This is a genomic window from Gilliamella sp. Occ4-3 (assembly GCF_001690675.1).
GTDB lineage: Bacteria > Pseudomonadota > Gammaproteobacteria > Enterobacterales > Orbaceae > Gilliamella > Gilliamella bombi.
In genome coordinates this window covers 1-22,465 of sequence record NZ_LZHR01000118.1, presented here as the reverse complement: position 1 = coordinate 22,465, position 22,465 = coordinate 1, and the positions used below count along the sequence as shown (strand labels likewise).

General features: G+C 35.5%; 18 protein-coding genes, 2 pseudogenes and 1 riboswitch. Of the genes and pseudogenes, 11 read left to right on the top strand and 9 right to left on the bottom strand.

The genetic code is table 11. The annotated features are described in order from the left end of the window. Positions 1–3 precede the first annotated feature (3 nt). The 3 genes and pseudogenes from A9G44_RS12055 to clpB all read right to left on the bottom strand — a co-directional run bounded on the left by A9G44_RS12055 (position 4) and on the right by clpB (position 4,470). Positions 4–687, bottom strand: a complete 684-nt coding sequence (locus tag A9G44_RS12055; protein ID WP_065611261.1) for an ABC transporter permease — start codon at positions 685–687, stop codon at positions 4–6. A gap of 3 nt (positions 688–690) precedes the next feature. Then, positions 691–1,476 (bottom strand): annotated as a pseudogene (locus tag A9G44_RS12050) (transporter substrate-binding domain-containing protein). A 423-nt stretch (positions 1,477–1,899) separates the two neighbouring features. Then, the gene (gene clpB, locus A9G44_RS12045; RefSeq protein WP_065611259.1) at positions 1,900–4,470 is read right to left on the bottom strand and encodes an ATP-dependent chaperone ClpB; all 2,571 of its coding nucleotides are present in this window, start codon (positions 4,468–4,470) and stop codon (positions 1,900–1,902) included. A gap of 285 nt (positions 4,471–4,755) precedes the next feature. Next, a riboswitch (PreQ1 riboswitch) is annotated at positions 4,756–4,801 on the top strand. 3 nt (positions 4,802–4,804) lie between these two features. Between clpB and queD the strand changes: the two genes are divergently transcribed. The 3 genes from queD (at position 4,805) to A9G44_RS12030 (ending at position 7,020) form a co-directional block, all read left to right on the top strand. Continuing rightward, on the top strand, positions 4,805–5,227 hold the full coding sequence (gene queD / locus A9G44_RS12040) for a 6-carboxytetrahydropterin synthase QueD (protein ID WP_065611257.1): 423 nt from the start codon (positions 4,805–4,807) through the stop codon (positions 5,225–5,227). 2 nt (positions 5,228–5,229) lie between these two features. Beyond that, on the top strand, positions 5,230–5,844 hold the full coding sequence (locus A9G44_RS12035; RefSeq protein ID WP_141672793.1) for a 7-carboxy-7-deazaguanine synthase QueE: 615 nt from the start codon (positions 5,230–5,232) through the stop codon (positions 5,842–5,844). A gap of 108 nt (positions 5,845–5,952) precedes the next feature. Continuing rightward, entirely contained in the window at positions 5,953–7,020 is a 1,068-nt protein-coding gene (locus A9G44_RS12030; RefSeq protein WP_081298336.1) for a DUF1176 domain-containing protein, read from the top strand. Positions 7,021–7,163: 143 nt separating this feature from the next. Here the strand turns inward: A9G44_RS12030 and pgeF are convergent, their stop codons facing one another. Together pgeF and rluD are read right to left on the bottom strand one after the other, a co-directional pair. After that, positions 7,164–7,934: a peptidoglycan editing factor PgeF gene (pgeF, locus tag A9G44_RS12025; protein ID WP_034911320.1), complete on the bottom strand. Its 771-nt coding sequence runs from the start codon at positions 7,932–7,934 to the stop codon at positions 7,164–7,166. 5 nt (positions 7,935–7,939) lie between these two features. Then, complete coding sequence (gene rluD, locus A9G44_RS12020) at positions 7,940–8,914, bottom strand: 23S rRNA pseudouridine(1911/1915/1917) synthase RluD (RefSeq protein WP_065611253.1); 975 nt, start codon at positions 8,912–8,914, stop codon at positions 7,940–7,942. Positions 8,915–9,006: 92 nt separating this feature from the next. Here rluD and bamD point away from each other — a divergent pair. The 6 genes and pseudogenes from bamD to infA all read left to right on the top strand — a co-directional run. Continuing rightward, positions 9,007–9,729, top strand: a pseudogene (bamD, locus tag A9G44_RS12015) (outer membrane protein assembly factor BamD); the annotation flags it as partial. A gap of 341 nt (positions 9,730–10,070) precedes the next feature. Then, positions 10,071–12,653, top strand: a complete 2,583-nt coding sequence (leuS, locus tag A9G44_RS12010) for a leucine--tRNA ligase (protein WP_065611249.1) — start codon at positions 10,071–10,073, stop codon at positions 12,651–12,653. Positions 12,654–12,688: 35 nt separating this feature from the next. Further along, the gene (gene lptE / locus A9G44_RS12005) at positions 12,689–13,183 is read left to right on the top strand and encodes an LPS assembly lipoprotein LptE (RefSeq protein ID WP_065611247.1); all 495 of its coding nucleotides are present in this window, start codon (positions 12,689–12,691) and stop codon (positions 13,181–13,183) included. A 7-nt stretch (positions 13,184–13,190) separates the two neighbouring features. Next, positions 13,191–14,195: a DNA polymerase III subunit delta gene (gene holA / locus A9G44_RS12000; RefSeq protein WP_065574613.1), complete on the top strand. Its 1,005-nt coding sequence runs from the start codon at positions 13,191–13,193 to the stop codon at positions 14,193–14,195. After that, positions 14,189–14,842, top strand: coding sequence for a nicotinate-nucleotide adenylyltransferase (gene nadD, locus A9G44_RS11995; protein WP_065611245.1), 654 nt, complete (start codon positions 14,189–14,191; stop codon positions 14,840–14,842). The genes holA and nadD overlap by 7 nt, the downstream gene beginning before the upstream one ends. A gap of 226 nt (positions 14,843–15,068) precedes the next feature. Continuing rightward, a complete protein-coding gene (gene infA, locus A9G44_RS11990) occupies positions 15,069–15,287 on the top strand; it encodes a translation initiation factor IF-1 (RefSeq protein ID WP_025315083.1) in 219 nt (72 codons plus the stop codon). 117 nt (positions 15,288–15,404) lie between these two features. Here the strand turns inward: infA and A9G44_RS11985 are convergent, their stop codons facing one another. Further along, entirely contained in the window at positions 15,405–16,847 is a 1,443-nt protein-coding gene (locus tag A9G44_RS11985; RefSeq protein WP_065611243.1) for an amino acid permease, read from the bottom strand. Between the two features lie 203 nt (positions 16,848–17,050). Next, positions 17,051–17,317, bottom strand: a complete 267-nt coding sequence (locus tag A9G44_RS11980; RefSeq protein WP_065611240.1) for a YkgJ family cysteine cluster protein — start codon at positions 17,315–17,317, stop codon at positions 17,051–17,053. 117 nt (positions 17,318–17,434) lie between these two features. On the opposite strand from A9G44_RS11980, the gene yeiP reads away from it, so the two are divergent. Both yeiP and ttcA read left to right on the top strand, forming a co-directional pair. Beyond that, on the top strand, positions 17,435–18,007 hold the full coding sequence (gene yeiP, locus A9G44_RS11975; RefSeq protein WP_065559915.1) for an elongation factor P-like protein YeiP: 573 nt from the start codon (positions 17,435–17,437) through the stop codon (positions 18,005–18,007). Between the two features lie 14 nt (positions 18,008–18,021). Continuing rightward, positions 18,022–18,918 carry a tRNA 2-thiocytidine(32) synthetase TtcA gene (gene ttcA / locus A9G44_RS11970; protein ID WP_065611238.1) on the top strand — a complete coding sequence of 299 codons (897 nt, stop codon included), beginning with the start codon at positions 18,022–18,024 and terminating at the stop codon, positions 18,916–18,918. 128 nt (positions 18,919–19,046) lie between these two features. Here ttcA and glnE read toward each other — a convergent pair whose 3' ends face one another. Together glnE and A9G44_RS13605 are read right to left on the bottom strand one after the other, a co-directional pair. Further along, on the bottom strand, positions 19,047–21,890 hold the full coding sequence (gene glnE / locus A9G44_RS11965; protein WP_065611236.1) for a bifunctional [glutamate--ammonia ligase]-adenylyl-L-tyrosine phosphorylase/[glutamate--ammonia-ligase] adenylyltransferase: 2,844 nt from the start codon (positions 21,888–21,890) through the stop codon (positions 19,047–19,049). Between the two features lie 394 nt (positions 21,891–22,284). Then, positions 22,285–22,465: hypothetical protein (locus tag A9G44_RS13605; RefSeq protein WP_179854848.1), on the bottom strand; the 181-nt coding region annotated here is incomplete at its 5' end.

The following is a 22,465-nucleotide window of genomic DNA, read 5'->3' as shown; positions in this document are numbered from 1 at the left end:
TTCTTATAACTTAGTTTTGGTAATGCCAATAGAATAATGCCGTTCAAACCACCATAAAATGATATTAGATATTGACGTAAAAAACAGATAAAACGCCCCGGCAATCAAAGCAAATAATAAAGGTTGGTACAGTGCTTCACCTGCATTTTTAGTAGCTTTGACTAAATCCGATAACCCCAATAACGACACTAATGCTGTAGCTTTTAACACCACTAACCAATTATTAGCAATACCTGGCAAGGCAAAGCGCATCATTAAAGGAAACATTACATACCCAAATACTTGCACTTTACTTAAACCAAGCGCTGTTGCTGCCGCTAAGGTATTTCTAGAAACCGCAAGATAAGCTCCTCTAAAAGTTTCGGTAAAATATGCCCCATAAATAAAGCCTAACGTAACTATACCAGCGATTAAAGGATCAACTTCAATAAAAGGAGCGTTAAAATAATCAGTTATATTATTAACCAAAAACTGCAAGCCAAAAAAGATTAGCATCATCAATACTAAATCAGGTACACCTCGAATTAACGATGTATAAGCCTGACAAAGCATATTACATACTTTTGAATGACTCAGTTTACCTAATGCACAAACAATACCAAGTATCATGACCAGTAGTAGCGATGTCAATGCTAAAATAATAGTCAACCATGCACCTTGACAAATTAAAGAAATATACCCCTCCATGGTTTATTTTTTATTACCGTGCACATTAAAATCAAAATACTTATTGTTTATTTTTTGTAGGTACCATCAGCTAAGAGGTCTTTTAAAGCTAGGTTAAAAGACTTGCGCAATTCATTATCATTTTTACGAAAACCAATTCCCACTCCGACATCAAAGTAGTTCACATCGGTTAGAGCATCACCAGAAAAAAAAACCTTTACCTTGTAGCTGTTTTAAAAAGGCATAACTGCCAGTCACTTCGTCTTGTAATGCCGCATCTAAACGACCAGCCACTAGATCAGAAAATACTTGTAACTGATTTTGATAAGGCACAATAACTACACCGTTCGGGCGCCACATCTCGTTGGCAAAATGTTCTTGCGATGTTCCTTGCTCAACACCAACACGCTTACCTTTCAATGACTCAGCATTAGGCATTAAATTAGTACCCTCTTTAACAATCAAACGTGAATAAGTCATAAAGATTTCGTCAGAAAAAGCGATCTGTTTTTTACGTTTTTCGGTCATCATTAGCGAAGACGAGATAATATCAATCTTTCTTGATAATAACGACGGGATCAAAGCATCGAAGTCGGTCGATTGAAAAGTACATTTAATATTGATCTTTTCACACAATGCTTTCGTGATTTCAATGTTGAATCCAGTAACTTCACCATTAGCATCAATAAAATCAAAAGGCGCATAGGACGTATCCGAACCAACTTTAATCGATTCAGGTAACGCAGCATAACTTGCCATTGGCAAGCTTAAACAACCGAAAATAAATAATTTTTTTAATAAATTCTTCATGTTTAATCTTTCCTTTTTTATTTAAGGCGATAATATAACGTGTTCTAAGGTAATTTTATAATAAAAAAAAAGTTATTATTGTGCTGTATAAAATTAGAATTACTTAATGGCAAAAACCCTAGACAAAATAGTTAAAGTTGTTACTTTTAACAACTAACAAAAAGCTAGTTTGATTGAGCTTTGGTTGCAAAACCTTGAAAACGGTTTTAAAAAAATTTTGTCAAAAAGTTTCAGGTAACTATATGTTAAAGTATAAAATGAGTTGTTTAGTTGGGTTCGGGTTTGTGTTGTTATTTTATTCATCAGACATCCATTTTGCGTAAATAATGTTTGTCTGATTAAATTCTAAGTACTATAGGTAAACTAAATTGTATCAAGCATAAAAAACCGACCATAAAGGTCGGTTTGTCTTTTGAAGTTTTATTACTGTTGAGCTTCGATGTTGCCGCCAACTAAATCTAGATGAATAGTTTTACCCGAGACTAATTTACCTGACAGTATTTGTTGTGCCAATGGGTTTTCGATCTCTTGTTGGATCGATCGTTTTAACGGTCTTGCTCCATAAATTGGGTCAAAGCCAACCTTAGCTAAATGTTCAAGTGCCGCATCCGAAATATCCAATTGGTAACCACGTTCTTCTAAACGTTTTTCAACGTGTGCTAACTGAATTTTTGCAATCGCTTTAATGTTTTCTTGACCTAATGGGTGGAATACCACGGTTTCGTCAATACGATTGATAAATTCTGGTCTAAAGTGTTTGGTTACAACCGTCATCACTAGAGATTTTATTTCGTCATAACTTAGTTCAACTTGACCTCGGATTAGGTCAGAACCTAAGTTTGATGTCATAATTATGACAGTGTTACGAAAATCAACTGTGCGACCTTGACCATCTGTTAAGCGCCCATCATCCAATACTTGCAGTAAGATATTAAAGACATCTGGGTGTGCTTTTTCGACTTCATCAAGTAAAATTACTGAGTATGGTCGTCGTCTAACTGCTTCGGTTAAATACCCCCCTTCTTCATACCCAACATAACCTGGAGGTGCACCAATTAAGCGAGCAACGGAGTGTTTTTCCATAAACTCTGACATATCTATACGCACCATAGCATCTTCGCTGTCAAACATAAAATTAGCCAATGATTTGCAAAGCTCGGTTTTACCGACACCAGTTGGTCCTAAGAATAGGAATGATCCAATCGGTTTATTTGGATCTGAAAGCCCTGCTCGGCTACGTCGAATCGCATTTGCAACCGCTAATACTGCTTCATTTTGACCTATTACACGTTTATGTAAGGCATCTTCCATGTGCAATAGTTTATCTTTTTCGCTCTCAAGCATTCTAGAAACTGGAATACCTGTCGCTTTAGATAATACTTCTGCAATTTCGTTATCGGTCACTTTGTTACGCAATAACTTCATGGTTTTGCCTTCTAACTGCGTTGCTGAAGCAAGTTTCTTTTCGAGCTCTGGAATTTTGCCATATTGTAATTCTGACATTTTGTTCAAGTCGCCAGCTCGACGAGCTTGCTCTATCTCAGTACGTGCCTTTTCTAGTTCTGCTTTGATGTTTTGAGTCCCCGAAACAGCTGCCTTTTCTGACTTCCACTCTTCTTCAAGTGAAGCATATTCCTTTTCTTTTTCAGAAAGTTCATCATTTAACATTTGTAGTCGCTTTTTACTCGCATCATCAGATTCTTTTTTAAGCGCTTGTTGTTCAAGTTTAAGTTGAATTATGCGCCTTTCAAGTCGATCTAAAGATTCTGGTTTTGAATCCATTTGCATACGAATACTTGATGCGGCCTCGTCAATTAAATCAATCGCTTTGTCAGGTAACATGCGATCAGAAATATAACGATGCGATAATGTAGCCGCAGCTACGATTGCCGGATCGGTTATTTGCACATGGTGATGCAGTTCATAACGTTCTTTTAAACCACGCAAAATAGCGATAGTATCTTCAACTGTTGGTTCGGCAACATACACTTTTTGGAAACGACGCTCTAACGCAGGATCTTTTTCAATATATTGACGGTATTCATCAAGCGTTGTTGCTCCCACGCAGTGTAATTCACCACGAGCTAATGCGGGTTTTAACATATTACCAGCATCCATTGCTCCATCGCTTTTTCCTGCGCCAACCATGGTATGGATTTCGTCAATAAATAATATAATGCGACCTTCTTCTTTTGCTAAGTCTTTAAGCACGGCTTTTAGGCGTTCTTCAAATTCCCCTCGATATTTGGCACCAGCAATTAATGCCCCCATGTCTAATGATAAAACGCGTTTATGTCGTAATCCTTCAGGGACTTCACGGTTAACAATACGTTGTGCTAATCCTTCTACAATAGCAGTTTTCCCTACACCTGGTTCCCCAATTAATACTGGATTATTTTTAGTACGACGTTGTAATACCTGAATAGTTCGACGGATTTCTTCATCACGACCAATAACAGGATCAAGCTTACCTTGTTCTGCTCGTTGAGTTAAATCAATGGTGTATTTTTTAAGTGCACCGCGTTGATCTTCTGCATTAGGATCGTTCACGTTATCGCTACCTCTTACTTGATTAACTGCTTGGCTAAATTTATCTTTATTAACACCTGATCTTTTAAGAAGATCGCCTAAACTGCCCTTATCTTCTAAAGCGGCTAATATAAAGAGTTCTGATGAAATATAGCTATCACCGTTCTTTTGGGATAATTTATCGCAAAGATTTAATACTCGAACAAAATCTTGCGATGGAATAACATCTCCACCCACACCTTGAACTTGGGGTAATCGGTCAATAGCTTGAGCTAATTCTTGTTGTAAATTAACAATATTTGCACCTGCTGCAATCAATAAAGGCATTACACTACTCCCTTCTTGATTAAGCATGGCTGATAGGACATGCACAGGCTCTATATATTGATTGTCTTTACCTAATGCCATTGACTGCGCATCAGCTAAAGCTTGTTGAAACTTATTTGTTAGTTTATCTAACCTCATAGTGTTTATCTCCTGAGCAATAAATTTGGATTAAACGCTTAACACATTTAATCCATTTGCATGTGATCTAAATGAGTGTTGCAACCTAAATTTCAAGAGCTAAGTTAAAATATTTTTTACAAAATTTATACAACAAGATTATCAAATATGTAAGAATTAATTGACATAAAAATAAAGCTGTTTGCAATTCAAGCAATTACATCTAAATTTCGTTTTAAGATATACTGGTAAGATGACAAATTCACTTTTATCCCTTATATTGTTACCTTTATTTTGTTAGGTTCGCTAACCGTGGTTCGCAACCCATCCCACGAAAAAAAACTAGGAATATAAAATGTTCAAAATAGCCAAAGAGTTTCAATTTGATGCTTGTCACATGTTAGATGGGCACAATAAAAAGTGTCATAATCTGCACGGCCACACTTATCGCCTATTAGTTGAAATTAGCGGAGAGCTTATTGATAACGGCTCAAGCCAAGATATGGTCATGGATTATGCCGATTTAAAGCTAATAGTTAAACAACATATTGTCGATCCGTTAGATCACGCCTATCTTTACAATCAACATAACCCTAATGAGTGCCGTATCGCGTCGTTACTACAAGAAATGGATCGTAAAATTTTTGCCTTTCCATGTAGAACCACCGCAGAAGGAATGAGCAAATTTATTTTTGATTGCTTATCGCAATATTTGCCTGTTTCGATGATCAAACTATGGGAAACGCCAACTTCATATTGTGAATATCATCGGAGTTAATGATGATTGAATTTCGTATTGTTGAAATCTTCGAATCCTTACAAGGCGAAGGTTATAATACTGGCATGCCTGCTGTTTTTATTCGTTTTGCAGGATGCAATTTAAATTGCGCCTGGTGTGACACTAATTTTCGAAAATTTACTCGATTCACGTTAGATGCTTTAATGACTAAAGTGAGCGAATATAAAAGCAAAAATATTATTATTACAGGTGGCGAACCGACAATGGTTAAAGCGTTACCTGAATTGCTTTTGCCACTCAAAAAAGCTGGTTATTTCATCGCCATTGAAAGCAACGGTCTTGGTAAAGTCGATCCGCTTATTGATTATATTGCGCTAAGCCCTAAATTTTGTTATCAGTCACGCTATCAAAAAATAGTACAACCAATAGCAAATGAAGTACGCATAGTAGCCGAAAATCACTGCGATTTTATTCCTTTTTGCCAATATATCGAAACTCATATTCAAGCCAAACGCTATTATCTATCTCCTTGTGAAAAAGATGGTGCATTTAATATGTTTGAAACGATAGAGTTGTTAGGAAAAATCAACCAAAATCGACTGAATAATAAATGGCTTTTGAGTGTGCAAAGCCACAAGTTTGCCAATATAGAATGATAAATTAGTACTAAAGAGAACTAATTAAATATTCATAAAATCAAGAAGTTTTATTAATTTTAATTGAATAATTGTTTAATCTATAATAACCTCATATAAATTATTTATATGGAATTAACTGTCATGCGTTTTTGCTATTGTTTATTGCTAACTTTGTTTACAACTCCAGTTATAGCTTGGGATATAGTTTGTGATAATACTTTAACTTGTCGTGTTATAGAATATAGTGATATATCTGATACAGGAGTGATAAAATCGTCAATTTTATTCCAGCGAAAAGCGGGGGCCAATCAGCCAGTTGAAATTTATGTTAGAACAAAAAATAACAAAGAAGAAGATGAAGAAGATATTGAAATTAAAAACACTCAACAATTAGATAATTCATTGGCTGCATTCATTAATCAAGAGTATTTAGGCGAATTAAAAGAAATACAAAATAATATTTATCAGTTGTCACAATTCCAAGCTACAAAAATTATTCAAGCATTTACAAAAAATGAAAAAGTTATATTCCGTAACAATAGAAGTCAATCATCTTATACCAATGGCGGATTTTATGATGTCATGTTAACAATGGACAAAAAACAAGGACGGGTTGGTACAACTGGCGCAGTTATAGCACATGGTAATAAAAATGAATCAAACGTTTATGCACCAATACCTGTACCAACTATAAAAAAAGGTAAAGTAATTGCTCCAGAACAAAGTCAAAAACTTAATACCAATGAAGTAATTAAAATATTCCCTCAATTCAAAAAACGCTATATACATGAAGCTAAATGTGATGCTTATGATTTAGAAGATCCTTATTATGATGAAACACAAGGATATGATAAAAGATTTCGGTTAATTAAATTAGATAATAACCACGATTTACTTGAAACTAGGTGTTGGTTTAGCGCATATAACTCAGGTAACGCCTATTGGATAATTTCTAACACTGCTAAACTAAGTAATAAAAATATAAAATTTATAAATAATGAGGGCAATACATACAAAAATGGAACAATATCCAGTATAGCTAAGCTAAGAGGTGAGGGAGATTGTTTAGAAAAATCTAGCTGGACTTGGAATGGACATAAATTTATGCTTTCCTCTAATATAAGTACTGGTGAATGCTTAGGTTTTGACGGTGGGGCTTGGGAATTACCTTCTTTTGTTAGCGAAATAAAATAACAATTGAACAATAGAAAGCCTTCAGATCTTATGGCGGTTTAAATATTATAATTTTATATATTAACATTTACCGCAGATCTTTATACTATAAATATTTTACAAAGCAGCTAAAAATTGAAGGTTTTTAGCTTAAAAAAACTCTTTTATTCAAACCAGATCATTGATGCCATTCTACCAGTTCTATTTTCACGTCGATAAGAGAAGAATTCATCTTGTTCAGTATAAGTACAATAATCACCACCAAAAATTTGCGTTACTCCTACTGCTTGTAAACGTTGTTTGGCAATTAGATATAGGTCTGCTAGGTATTTTTGTTCAGTTGGGTTGATCAATTTAAACGCTTCTTGTGCTTTTGGATCGACTTTTTCAAATTGTTGTTTGACTTCAATACCTACCTCAAATTTTTTGACACTAATGGCTGGTCCCATCCAAGCAATGATGTTTGATGGTGAGCTTGAAAATTTTTTGATTGTTTCTTCTAATATACCATTACATAATCCTCGCCAACCGGCATGGGCAGCTGCAACTTCGTCACCTTTTGTTGTACAAAAAAGTACAGGCATGCAATCTGCGGTTAACACCACACTAACTTGCTTAGGTTGATTGGTATATGATCCATCAGCTTCAAAAGTTTGATAAGAATCGATGTTACCTGTTGGAGGCTGTAAAGCAATTTGTGATATATCAAGCACTGTTGTGCTGTGAGTTTGCGTTAACCAATACGGTTCGCTTGGTATTTGTTCGGCTTGAATAATTCTTCGGCGGTTTTCAGCAATATGTTCTGAATTATCACCAGTTCGATTTCCCATATTTAAACTTGCAAATGGCGCTAAACTAACGCCACCAGTCCGTGTTGAAGTAAAGGCATGAATTTTTTTTGGGGCTGTCCAATATGGGTAAATCGATTTAATCATATTTATCACCAATCTAGTTCATCTTTATGCTGTTCGGTATCTTCTTGTAAAGCTTGTATTAAATTTTGCATATCTTCAGGAATAGGAGCATGCCATTCCATTTGTTCACCTGTTATAGGATGATATAATCGCAACATGGTAGCGTGTAATGCTTGGCGATTAAAATCGCGTAAGGTTTGAATGAAGGATTCACTAGCCCCCTTAGGCGGCCTTGGTCTTCCACCATAGAGTGGGTCACCAATTAGTGGGTGAGCAATATGTGCCATGTGCACACGGATTTGGTGAGTTCGCCCTGTTTCTAAGCGCAATCGCAAACGTGTATGTAGGCGATATTTTTCCATCACTCTATAATGGGTAACCGCTGGTTTACCCGTTGGGAATACAGCCATATGTGTGCGTTTGGTTGGATGACGGGTGATAGGCTGATCAACGGTTCCTCCTGCGGTAATAATCCCCATAACTACAGCTTCATATTCGCGTGTAATTTCGCGTAGTTGAAGTGATTCGACCAAATGTGTTTGTGCCATAATAGTTTTAGCTACAACCATTAGCCCTGTTGTATCTTTATCTAGACGATGCACAATACCTGCGCGGGGTACGCGTGCTATCTCAGGATAATAATGCAATAAGGCATTTAATACCGTACCATCAGGATTACCGGCGCCAGGATGCACAACTAAATCACAAGGTTTATTAATCACCAAAATGTCATCATCCTCGTAAACAATATCAAGCTTTATATCTTCCGGTTGATGATAAGTTTCTTGTTCAATTTCAGCATTGATAGTTATTATTTCGCCACCGAGCACTTTTTCTTTCGGTTTATTAACGATAACATCGTTGATAGTGACTTTATTATTAATAATCCAATCTTTTATTCTTGAGCGTGAATAATCAGGAAAAAGCTCGGATAATGCTTGATCTAAACGCATTCCTAGTTGACTTTGTTCGATTTTAGTTGATAATTTTAACTCATGCATGTGTAATTTATCTATTTTAAGCTGTTATGTTTTAGAGTATTATATACTAATCATCGCCTTTAATGTTTAATTATATTTGGATCAAAAACTGAATGAAATTGCGTTTACACTCTTTGCTAGCTATCGCTTTAAGTGGCATGCTAATTGGCTGTACTTCTTCCAAGCCCGATGTTGAAAATGTACCCGAGATTGAACTACATAACAAAGCGAAGTCTGAGCTTGAAAATGGTAATATTAAATCCAGTATTACTATATTAGAGTCCTTGGACAAAAATTATCCTTTTGGTCCTTATTCTCAACAAGTTCAACTTGATTTGATTTACGCTTACTACAAATCAGCTGACTTACCGTTAGCGATTGCGTCAATTGACCGTTTTTTGAAATTGAATCCAACGCATCCAAATATTGATTGGGTTATTTATATGCGTGGCATTTCAAATATGGCACAAGACGACAATATGATCCAAGGTTGGTTTAATGTTGATCGTTCAGATCGCGATCCTGATTATGCTTCAGCTGCATTTAAGGACTTTTCTTATCTACTATCTAGTTTTCCAAACAGTCAATATGCAGCCGATGCGCAAAAACGCCTTGTATTTTTGAAAAATAGATTGGCTCGCTATCAGTTAAAAGTCGCACAATTCTATACAAAACGCGGTGCTTATGTAGCTGTGATTAATCGCGTGACTGAAATGTTAATTATGTTCCCAGATACCGATTCAACTAAAGAAGCATTGCTTTTAATGCGTAATGCTTATAATGAATTAGGCTTAGCTGATGAAACCCAAAAACTTGATCAACTGATTCAAGCAAATCTTAAAAACATTCCTAAAGAAGAACAACGATCATTTTTATCACGTTTTACTAGCGTTTTTAATGGCGGTTAGATTGTTTTATAATTAAGATACCTATCTTTAATTGCTATTTAATCACACTTAAATAGCAATTAATTTAACTTGTTGTACTCCTTTCACCTTAACCTATTAAAGTTTTGTTATTTATTAAATATCAGTAATAAGATATGCTCAATAACTTAAAATTTATCATAACAAGAAATCAATATCTTACTTCATATATCGTTTGTAAAACGAATCAATAACCAATACAATTAGCAGCATATTTTTATTAGTAATAATAGATAGGACATTAACTCGTCATGCAAGAACAATATCGCCCAGATGAAATAGAAGCCATAGTACAAAAACATTGGCAAGAAAATAAAACCTTTCACGCTACTGAAGACTCGTCAAAAGAAAAATATTACTGCTTATCGATGCTACCTTACCCTTCTGGGCGTTTGCATCTTGGTCATGTTCGTAACTACACCATTGGTGATACCATTTCACGTTACCAACGTTTAAATGGTAAAAATGTACTACAGCCAATCGGTTGGGATGCGTTTGGTTTGCCTGCTGAAGGTGCTGCAATTAAAAACAATACTGCACCTGCAAAATGGACCTATGAAAATATTGCTTATATGAAAAAGCAATTACAACTTTTAGGATTTGGTTATGATTGGGATCGTGAAATTACTACTTGTCGTCCTGAATATTATAAATGGGAACAATGGTTTTTTACTAAGTTATACGAAAAAGGCTTAGTTTATAAAAAAACATCGGCAGTTAACTGGTGCCCAAATGATCAGACCGTACTTGCTAATGAGCAAGTGGTTGAAGGTTGTTGTTGGCGTTGTAGTACCCCTGTTGAGCGCAAAGAAATTCCACAATGGTTTATTAAAATTACCGAATATGCCGAAGAACTACTTAATGATTTGGATACGCTTGAAAGCTGGCCAGAGCAAGTTAAAACCATGCAACGTAACTGGATTGGTCGTTCTGAAGGGGTTGAGTTTGATTTTGCTGTTGAAAATTATTCTGATAAATTACGCGTTTATACAACTCGTCCTGATACATTAATGGGCGTTAGCTTTGTCTCTATCGCCGCAGAGCACCCTCTTGCACAATTAGCAGCTCAAAACGATCCTAAAATTGCTGAATTTATTGCTGAATGCAAAAATACCAAAACAGCCGAAGCTGATATGGCAACCATGGAAAAGAAAGGTATTGCCACAGGCTTTTATGCTATTCATCCTTTAACAGGTAAAAAAGTCCCTGTTTGGATTGCTAATTTTGTGTTAATTGAATATGGTACAGGTGCAGTAATGGCTGTACCAAGTCACGATGAACGCGATTATGAATTTGCTTCTAAATATCACTTACCAATCAATCCTGTTATTTTAACTCAAGACGGTAACGCACCAGATCTTTCTGAAAAAGCATATACTGAGCATGGCAAGTTATTTAATTCAGGCGAATTTGATGGTCTTGATTTTGATCAAGCATTTAATGCTGTTGCTGATAAGTTAATTGCATTAGGTATTGGTAAACGTAAAGTTAATTACCGTTTACGTGATTGGGGTGTTTCGCGTCAACGTTATTGGGGTGCACCAATCCCAATGGTGACGCTTGAAGATGGTACAACCATACCAACACCAGAAGACCAATTACCAGTTATTTTACCTGAAAATGTTGAAATGAACGGTATTACCAGTCCAATTAAGGCAGATTCTAACTGGGCTAAAACAACCGTTAACGGTCAACCTGCACTACGTGAAACCGATACGTTTGATACCTTTATGGAATCTTCTTGGTATTATGCTCGTTACACTTGTCCAAACTACGACAAAGGTATGTTAGACGAAAAGGCGGCAAATTACTGGTTACCTGTTGATCAGTATGTTGGTGGTATTGAACATGCCATTATGCATTTACTTTATTTTAGATTTTTCCATAAATTAATGCGTGATTTTGGTTTGGTATCGTCAGATGAGCCAGCAAAACGCCTACTTTGCCAAGGTATGGTATTAGCTGATGCATTTTATTATACTAGCCCAACAAATGAACGTATTTGGGTTTCGCCAACTGAAGTCACTATTGAACGTGATGATAAGGGCCGCATTGCTAAAGCTGTCGATAGTCATGGCAATGAGCTAGTTCATGCTGGTATGACAAAAATGTCAAAATCAAAAAATAATGGCATCGATCCACAAGAGATGGTTGAAAAATATGGTGCTGATACCGTTCGATTGTTTATGATGTTTGCTTCGCCTGCTGATATGACTCTAGAATGGCAAGAATCTGGCGTTGAGGGTGCAAACCGATTTATTAAACGTGTATGGCGTTTAGTTTATGAACATACCCAAAAAGGTGTAACAGCAAAACTAGACGTTACAGCTCTAGATAGTGAACAAAAATCATTGCGTCGTGAATTACATAAAACCATAGCGAAAGTGAGTGATGATATTGGCCGCCGCCAAACATTTAATACTGCTATTGCCGCTGTGATGGAATTTATGAATCGCTTACAAAAAGCACCACAAGAAACTGGGCAAGATCGCGCTCTAATGAATGAAGCTTTAAATGCGATTGTTCGACTACTTTACCCTATGATGCCTCACGCTTGTTTTGTTATGTGGCAAGCTTTAGGTAACAACGAATCGATTGATAATACAACTTGGCCTGTTGCAGATCAATCGGCAATGGTTGAGGACGAAAAACTCATTGTTGTACAAATCAATGGCAAAGTCCGCGGTAAATTTATTGTACCTGCCGATGCCGATCAAGATTTTGTTGTATCACAAGCAAAACAAGAGCCTAACATCCAAAAATATTTGAATGATGTTGCTATCCGTAAAGTGATTTATGTACCGGGTAAATTATTAAATCTTGTTGTTGGTTAATATTGTTTGATAACTAAATTTAGGCGGTTATTGATATGAAAAAATATTTAGCATTAATTATGTTATTAACAATATCCTTAACAGGATGTGGATTTCACTTGCAACATGAGACAGAAGTACCAGAAAGTTTTAAAACGATGTCTTACATAAGTTATGACCCTTATGGCCGGTTGTCTCGCAATATTAAAGAGTTATTACACGATAATGATGTGACAATAACGAATAATAATGCTTCAGGTCAGGTACCATTGTTAAAAATGGTAAGTGAAAACCTAAGTCGCAATACCATCTCGATTTATCAAGATGGTAAAGCTGCGGAATATCAATTAGTGCTAACGATTGAAGCACAAGTTGTTATTGCTGGTCAACAGACTTATCCAATAAGCGTACGCGTGTTTAGAACGTTTTTTGATAATCCTGCTGAAGCTTTGGCTAAGACGGTTGAACAAGACTTGATTGAAAACGAAATGTTTAAACAAGCGGCTAAACAAGTCATCCGTAAATTAAAATCGATTCATGCAGTAAATTAACATTGACATGATTAAAATTAGCGCCGATCAAATTAACCATAAAGTGGGGGCACCCTATTATTTAATTTTAGGTAGTGATCCCTATTTACAGCATTATGTGCAAACTGAGTTACGCAAGGCCTTTTTACAAGAAGGATTTGACGAGCAACTTACTTTTGTAATTGATAATCAAACCAATTGGACAGCAATTTATGATAGCTGTCAGGCTATGAATCTATTTTCTGCAAATACTCTGATTTTTCTTGATTTTGGTGAGGGTTCATTAAACGCAGCTATCACTACCAAACTCAATACACTAAGTGAGGTTTTAACCCCTGGTATTGCGCTGGTTATTACACTTAACAAAATTACGAAATCGCAAGAAAATGCTACTTGGTATAAAGCGTTATCTGATAAATTGGTGGTTGTCAATTGCACTACACCCGATACTTTACAGTTGCCACAATGGATTAAAAATCATTTGCAACAACAACAAATGACCATTGAACCAAAGGCAATTGAACTGCTTTGCTATTATTATGAAGGCAATTTACTAGCATTAACACAAATTATTGCACAACTTAAGTTGTTGTATCCTAATCAGAGCATTTCTTATGATGAAGTCGAAAATAATATAAATGATTCGGCAATATTTACACCATATCATTGGATTGATGCGATGATTGCCAATAAAACAAAGCGAGCCATTCATATTTTACAACAATTAAAAATAAATGAATTTGAGCCGTTAATTTTATTGCGGATTGTTCAACGTGAATTGATATTGATGATCAATTTAAAAAAAGGATTGCAACAAAAATCATTAAAACAAGTTTTCGATGAATATAAGGTTTGGCAAAATAAAAGAACGATATATACCAGTTATCTCAACCGTTGCGATATTAATGACCTATTTAATTTGTTAGCCAAATTGACAGAGATCGAAATCAGTTTAAAGCATGATAACCAAGCACGAATATGGGACGCAATATTTAATTTATCGATGCAATTTATGGGATTAGATAAATGTTAACTGCATTATTAGGAGGAACTTTTGATCCGATCCATTATGGACACCTTCGCCCTGCTATTTCGTTAGCAAATGAAGTCGGATTAAAGCAAATTAGTTTATTGCCTAATCATATCCCTCCTCATAAACCACAACCCGAAGCGAGTACTGAACAACGCTTGGCAATGTTAAAATTGGCTATCGAAGATTTACCATTATTTGCGTTGAATGTAAGAGAGATCTTACCTGAAACTTCAACACGTCCTTCTTATACTATCGAAACTCTTCAAGCCTGGCGACAAGAAAATGGGAATAGTGAAGGATTGGCATTTATTATGGGACAAGATTCATTATTGAGTTTACCGACTTGGAATAAATGGAAAACGTTGCTTGATTATTGCCATTTACTAATTTGCCGTAGACCAGGTTATGCCCAAAAAACTGATAACATTGAGTTACAACAATGGATTGATGTGCATTATACCACAAACGTTAAAGATCTACACAATTCACCACATGGTTATATCTTTTTTGCACATACGCCACTTGAAGATATTTCAGCTACTGAGATCAGACAAAATATTAACAACCAAGTCAGTTGTGAAAATTTGTTACCGCCCAAAGTGTGGCATTACATTCATCAGCAAGGACTTTATACTGCAAAGAAATAGTAGAAAGGGCTTTACATCTGACAGTTTTTTCGGCATTATTTCGCCGCTGTGTTTATTTATTTTAAACTCAGCTTTTTGTGTTTATACTTAACTTTACTTTGTCATCAAATAAAATACTTTATAGGTGACATAAAAGCGCAACCAACGCTATACCTTTGCACTATGTGCTTAGACGTGGAAAGTTAGTTGAGTATATTTAATTTGTACTTATTATTAAGAGGCCCCAATGGCAAAAGAAGATAACATTGAAATGCAAGGAACCATACTTGATACTCTTCCAAATACGATGTTTCGTGTGGAACTTGAAAATGGTCATGTCGTTACTGCACATATTTCTGGTAAAATGCGGAAGAACTATATTCGTATTTTAACTGGTGATAAAGTTACTGTTGAAATGACACCTTACGATCTATCTAAAGCACGCATCATCTTCCGAAGTCGCTAATATCGTTATCAGAATAAACTGTTATCACTATATAACTGTTTATTTCTCTCTTTTTTAATAAAAAAACCGTCGACAAAAGTCGACGGAGAAGTGAGATGTTCAAACTAAGCTAGTGAGTTAATCATCTTTAGAAAAGTTCATTTGATCGTATTTAACCCATTTTGTCTTTTTAACTATCTTGTAGCCAAAGTAAATCATTAAAAATAATGGGATACCAATATAGGTCGCGATCACACCATTCCAATCAATGGTATCTTGTAAGAAAGCTTCGTAATTTTGACCAAGCGTAATAATTAAGCATAATACAAAAGCAAAAATAGGGCCAAATGGGAAATAGCTTGATTTATATGGTAATTGATCAACATCATTACCTTGAATAAAGTAACCCTTTCTAAAACGATAATGGCTAATTGCAATGCCTAGCCAAGCAATAAAGCCTGTCATACCTGACATATTAAGTAACCATAAATAAACAGCCTGATCTTTATACATCGAGGTTAAAAAACAAAGCATGGCCACAAATGTTGTTGCTAACAACGCAGCACGAGGCACACCTGACGATGTTAATTTTGCAAAGATTTTAGGCGCTTTACCTTCTTTAGCAAGAGCATAAAGCATACGAGTTGAAGCATAAAGTCCTGAGTTACCCGCAGATAATACTGAAGTCAGTATAACTGCATTCATTAATGCCGCAGCTGATAATAATCCTGCATGTTCAAATACTAAGGTAAATGGACTAACACTTATATCGGTTTCATCGTTACGTAGTAAATTAGGATCAGTATAAGGAATAATTAAACTGATGACTAAAATCGCAAAGATATAAAATAACAGTATTCGCCAAAAGACTTGTCGCATTGCTTTAGGAATATTTTTTTCTGGATCTTTTGATTCACCAGCTGCAATACCAATTAATTCGGTACCTTGAAATGAAAATCCAACTACCATTGCTACACCAATCATTGCTGAAAAACCACCGGCAAAAGGCGCTTCTTTGATGGTCCAATTTTGCCAACCTGCACCTTCGGCACCATGGAAAATACCAATAATCATTAATAAACCAACAATAATAAAAACAATAACGGTGACGACTTTAATTAATGAAAACCAAAATTCAGCTTCACCAAAGCCTTTAACTGAAATATAGTTTATGCAAAAGATGATACTTAAAAACAATAAACTCCATAACCAGCTATAAGGACCGGCATCAAACCAATAAGAAATAACTAGCTGAGCGGCAACTAGGTCAACCGCAACCGTAATTGCCCAGTTATACCAATAGTTCCAACCAATGGCAAAACCAAACGCTTCATCTACATAACGTGAACCATAAGTTGCAAAGGTGCCTGAAACAGGTAAATATGCAGCAAGTTCCCCTAAGCTAGTCATTAAAAAGTACACCATTACACCTATAATGGCATACGAAAGCAAAGCACCACCGGGACCTGCATGAGCAACAGTTGCTCCTGAGGCAACAAATAGCCCTGTGCCAATTGAACCACCAATGGCGATCATGGCTAAGTGACGCGCCTTCAAATCTCGTTTTAATTTGTTTTTCATATCAATATTCTTCTTTGTTAAGGAGAGTAAATCTTATGGAGCATAAATTTTTATACTTCACATTATTTAACAGCCAAATAGGCAGCTAAAAATTTATATTAATCATTACAGATAAATAAAATGAGTGGAAGTGTATCAAAAAAAGATGATGGCGAGATAAATAATTCTAATAATAGAACCGTTTTGTTAAATATATACAATACTTAACCTTTAGTTAGCTGTTCTAATTGAGTTAAATAATTCAATGCTTGCGAACGGCTATTACAACACATTTCGATACAAGGTTTTAATCGACCACAGACTATTGGTCTTGATGGGTGCAAAAACAATTTACATTGATAATTGTTATCTAAATGAATACAAGCAATACCAGCTGGTTTACCTTTAGGCATACCGGGAATGGCTGATGAAATTGAAGGAGCAATACAACAGGCACCGCAGTTTTTTCGACATTGGAGTGAATCTATCATAGTATTTCCTTTATTTTAAGCTTATTCAATAAATTTTGATGGTGACAATAGCAAGTTAGCGGTAAAATAGCGAGCTAATTTTTTAACCTTTTTTATTAATCGTGAAGAATAAATATTATGGCTAAAGCAAATGAAATAAAACGTGGTGATGCAGTCACCTATAATGGTAAATTATTACTTGTTAAAGATATTGATGTTCAAAGTCCAACTGCACGGGGTGCCAGTACACTTTATAAAATGCGTTTTACCGATGTAAAAAATGGTGGAAAAGTTGAAGAACGCTTTAAAGGTGATGATATCCTCGAAACAATTGAACTATCCCGTCGACCTGTTAGTTTTTCGTATATTGATGGTGATGAATATGTGTTTATGGATAATGAAGATTATACTCCTTATATCTTCAAAAAAGAGCAAATTGAAGATGAATTATTGTTTATCCCTGAAGGCGGTATGAATGGTATTCAAGTGCTAATGGCTGATGGTGAAGTTCTTGCCTTGGAATTGCCACAGACTGTTGAACTTGATATTGTTGAAACCTCGCCAAGTATTAAAGGTGCTTCAGCTAGTGCGCGAACTAAACCAGCTACTTTATCGACTGGGCTTGTAATTCAGGTTCCAGAATATATTGATAACCATGAAAGAGTTAAAATTCATATTGCTGAACGCCGTTACATGAGCCGTGCCGAATAACCAATAAAATCGTAATGAATATATATAATCAAAATAAACTACATAAACGATTGCGTCGCTTAACTGGCGAAGCAATCGCTGACTTTAATATGATCGAAGAAGGCGATCGTATTATGGTTTGCTTATCAGGCGGTAAAGATAGTTATACTTTGCTTGATATTCTTATCAACTTAAAAATCAGTGCACCAGTACATTTTGATCTAATAGCGGTTAACTTAGATCAAAAACAACCAGGATTTCCTGAACATGTATTGCCCGAATATTTAAATTCGTTAGGCATTGAATATAAAATCGTGCAAGAAAACACCTACGGTATTGTCAAGGATAAAATCCCTGAAGGTAAAACAACTTGCTCGCTTTGTTCACGGCTACGTCGTGGTATTTTATATCGCACAGCGACCGAACTTGGTGCAACAAAAATTGCCCTTGGCCATCATCGTGATGATATTTTAGAAACATTATTTTTAAATATGTTCTATGGTGGCAAACTCAAAGCAATGCCGCCAAAGCTAATGAATGATTCAGGTGAACATATCATTATCCGACCACTGGCTTATTGCAAAGAAAAAGACATCGCCAAATACGCTGAAATTAAACAATTTCCGATTATTCCTTGTAATCTATGTGGCTCCCAACCCAACTTGCAAAGGCAGGTAATTAAAGAAATGCTCAATGAATGGGATAAAAAGTTCCCCGGACGCATTGAAACCATGTTCCGAGCAACACAAAACATCACCCTATCCCATCTGTGTGATACCAATTTGTTTGATTTTAAAGGAATTAAAAAAGGTGATCTTGCTGTTAATGGTGGCGATATTGCTTTTGACCGCGAAGATATGGCAACAACCATCGGCTTTGATGCTTCAGAACTTGAAAAACAAGATATGATTTTATGGAAGGAAGCAAAATAGTGGCTTAATATACATATACTTTAACTTTTTTCATCAATGCCATTAATGTGGCATTGATTTTTACATTTCCTAGAAATTTTAAATCAACAATAAAGTTAAACCAAACATTAAAATAAAAAGCCAATTTATTATGTTAACCATTTTAGCCAGCATTGGTTGACTATTTGTTTTTCTTGCACAAATTGCGAACTATTAACCGTGCTAGATTGTAATTGCAATGCTAATCTATGAATTTTGTTGCGCATATCGATATAGGCTTGTGTTAGCTGCTCTGCTTCTTGGCTATCCATTATTTGATAATTTGTCGCAAGTTCTAAAATCCGAACATTATCGCTCCACTTTGTCATTTTAGGATATTTATTAGCATAATTAAGCACAAGATATTGCGATATAAACTCAATATCTCCTATTCCTCCTTCATCAATTTTTAAGTTAAATAAATTGTTTTGAGTGCTACCTAGATGTACTCTCATTTTTTCACGCATTTCACGCACTTCTTTTTTTAATACAACTTCATCACGCTTTTTACAAAGTACATTATGACGAATTTGGTTAAAACGTTTTATTAATTCACCTTCTCCATATATAGCTCTTGCTCTGACTAATGCTTGATGCTCCCAAGTCCAAGCTTCATTCATTTGGTAATCTTCGAACGAATCTAAACTACAAGCAAGCAATCCTGCATCACCCTGAGGGCGAAGCCTTACATCAACTTCATATAAAATCCCAAAACTAGTACGAACATTAAATAGATGAATAATTCGCTGAACTAAACGCAAATAGAATTGACGACTATCTATCTGCTTATTGCCGTTAGTTATACTATTAACTGGACAATCATGTAAAAAAACCAAATCGAGATCCGAACCATAACCCAGTTCCCAACCGCCTAATTTACCATAGCCAATTACCACCAAGCCTTTATGATTATCAGCCAAATGCTCAGGCTTGCCATAGCGAGTAACCATTTGATTCCAAGCCATTTGTATGACAAAATCTAATAATGATTCAGCCACATAAGTTAGGTGATCACTGACCTTCATGGTAGTTAATACATGCTCAACATCGCAAGCAGCTATATGCAACAATTGCATCTGTTTAAATTGACGTAAAGCTTCAAGTTGTTGTTCTTCGTCATCAACTTCAATACGCAATAAATATTGATAAAGCTGGCTTTTATATTCATTTGGAGCAACAGTCTGATAAAGCGAATTGATATCAATAAGCTCATCTAATAATATAGGGTAATGAGCCAGCTGATCGCTAATCATTGGTGAAGCACTACATAAGCGAATCAATTGCTTCAAAGCAGTTGGATATTCAAGTAACAGTTCTAAATAAGTGGTGCGACTAACAATATTAACAAGTAACGGCAAAATCCTTGATAGCACCATTGTTGCTTGCTTTTCGCTACAGACAGCTTCTAACAAACGTGGCATTAACTGATCGAGGATTTCACGCCCCCGTACGCCAATGGTACGTTTACCTATATCATCACGAAATTGCACTAGCATTTGGTAGATCTGCGTAACTTCTGTTTCTGAATAGGTAGGTAATATTGCACTAACATCGCTTATTTGAAGATCAGGCACCCAAAGATCGTCAAATTGATCGTTATAAGGCTTAGTCGTTGAGGTAGATTCTGATTCGTTTTCGCCAATAAGTTCATTAAAAATTTGGCGGTTATGTTGCATTCGTACTAATAACGCTTGTTCAAAATCATGCCAATGATTAAAGCCCATGCTTGTCGCTAAACGAGCTTGATCCAGTGCATTATCTGGCAAGGTTTGGGTCTGTTCATCAGCAATAGCTTGTAGAAGATTTTCACAACGGCGTAAAAATAGGTAATTTTCTCGTAACAACGATACTTCATTCGATGCAAGTAGCGATTCTTGTTCAATCACATCAAGCGCATTTAATAGCGAACGAGTTTGCAACCCCACTACTCTTCCACCACGAATAAGCTGAAAAACTTGTACAATAAACTCTATTTCACGAATCCCACCAGCACCAAGCTTAATGTTATTTATTAAACCACGACGACGCACTTCACGTTCAATCATGCTTTTCATATTACGCAATGATTGTAAAACACTAAAATCAATATAGCGACGATAAACAAATGGTTTTAACATTTGATAAAGCTCACTGACATAAGGAGATTGTTGATCCCCAAGCACTTTAGCTTTAACCATTGCATAACGTTCCCAATCGCGCCCTTGTTCTTGGTAGTAATCTTCCATAGCAGAAAAACTCAGCACCAAAGGTCCACCATCACCAAGTGGCCGCAAGCGCATATCAACGCGATAAACAAATCCATCTTCTGTAATTTGGTCTAACGCTTTGATCAAACGTTGTCCCAAACGTGTAAAGAATACAGCATTATCTAACTCTCTACGCCCTCCTTGTGTTTGTCCATGTTCAGGATAGGTAAAAATCAAATCAATATCGGAAGAAAAATTAAGTTCTCCACCACCTAATTTTCCCATACCTAAAATCAGCAGTGGCTGCGCCTGACCTTGAGCATTGTAAGGTGTCCCCCACTCTTTGCAACTAAGCTCATAAAACCAATTACGAGCTGTAACAATTATCACCTCAGCGAGTTCACTTAATTGTAATAAAATCTGCTCGTCATTACTGATATGAACTAGTTGAGACCATGCTAACCGGACTAAAATATAACGACGAAATTGCCTTAAAATCTTCATGAATTCAGTTTCATCTGAAACTGCTATTAATTTTTCATTTAACCAAGTTTGGTAATACTGTCTTTCGTCTGCCTGTGGGGGATTTTGGCTGATTTCTGTTAGCCAGTTAGGAAATCGATAAAATGCATCTACCAAAAAATTACTTCGCACTAAAATATCTAGATTAGCTTGTATTTCGTTTGATTGACATTGTTTAAGTTGAGAGGCAACTTTTTGCTTTTGTTGTTCAAGCAAAGAAGAAACTGGAAGGTTAAATTCTGACATAAGCAAGCTCTCTTAGAAATTTCTTCACAAAATAATATTAGCAAAATAAGAATATATTATAAGTAACTTTTGTAAGTTATATAGTATTTTATATACAAAATAAAAACGTGTCGAAAATAATGAGATGATGTTTTAATTGAGTATTGTTTTTAGGAATGATTCATAAAGAATATACAACTTCTTTAAACCTTTTATTTTATATTGCCATAGGTGCAAAGTCTTTTTGGAGAAAAAGACCTTTACTGGAGCTATATATAACCATATATCCTAATAAAAACCGTCATTATATTGTTGTATAAATAAAAACATATCATACCGAAAAAAGTAAAAATTTCAGGCAACAATTCTTACAATTAATGTAAAAATGTTACCACTAAACTAATTTGTACAAATTCTATTCTGACTTTGACTCAACAAAACTGGATAAATTAACTTTTTTCCCAAAAAATGCTTTTGCTGTTTTACTAACAACTACCGAACCTATTACACATAGAGTAAGAAGAAATAATATAATATCTGTTATAACAATAGCCATTATTTCGCTGTCTGTTAATGAGTCTGCAACCTCATCAAAC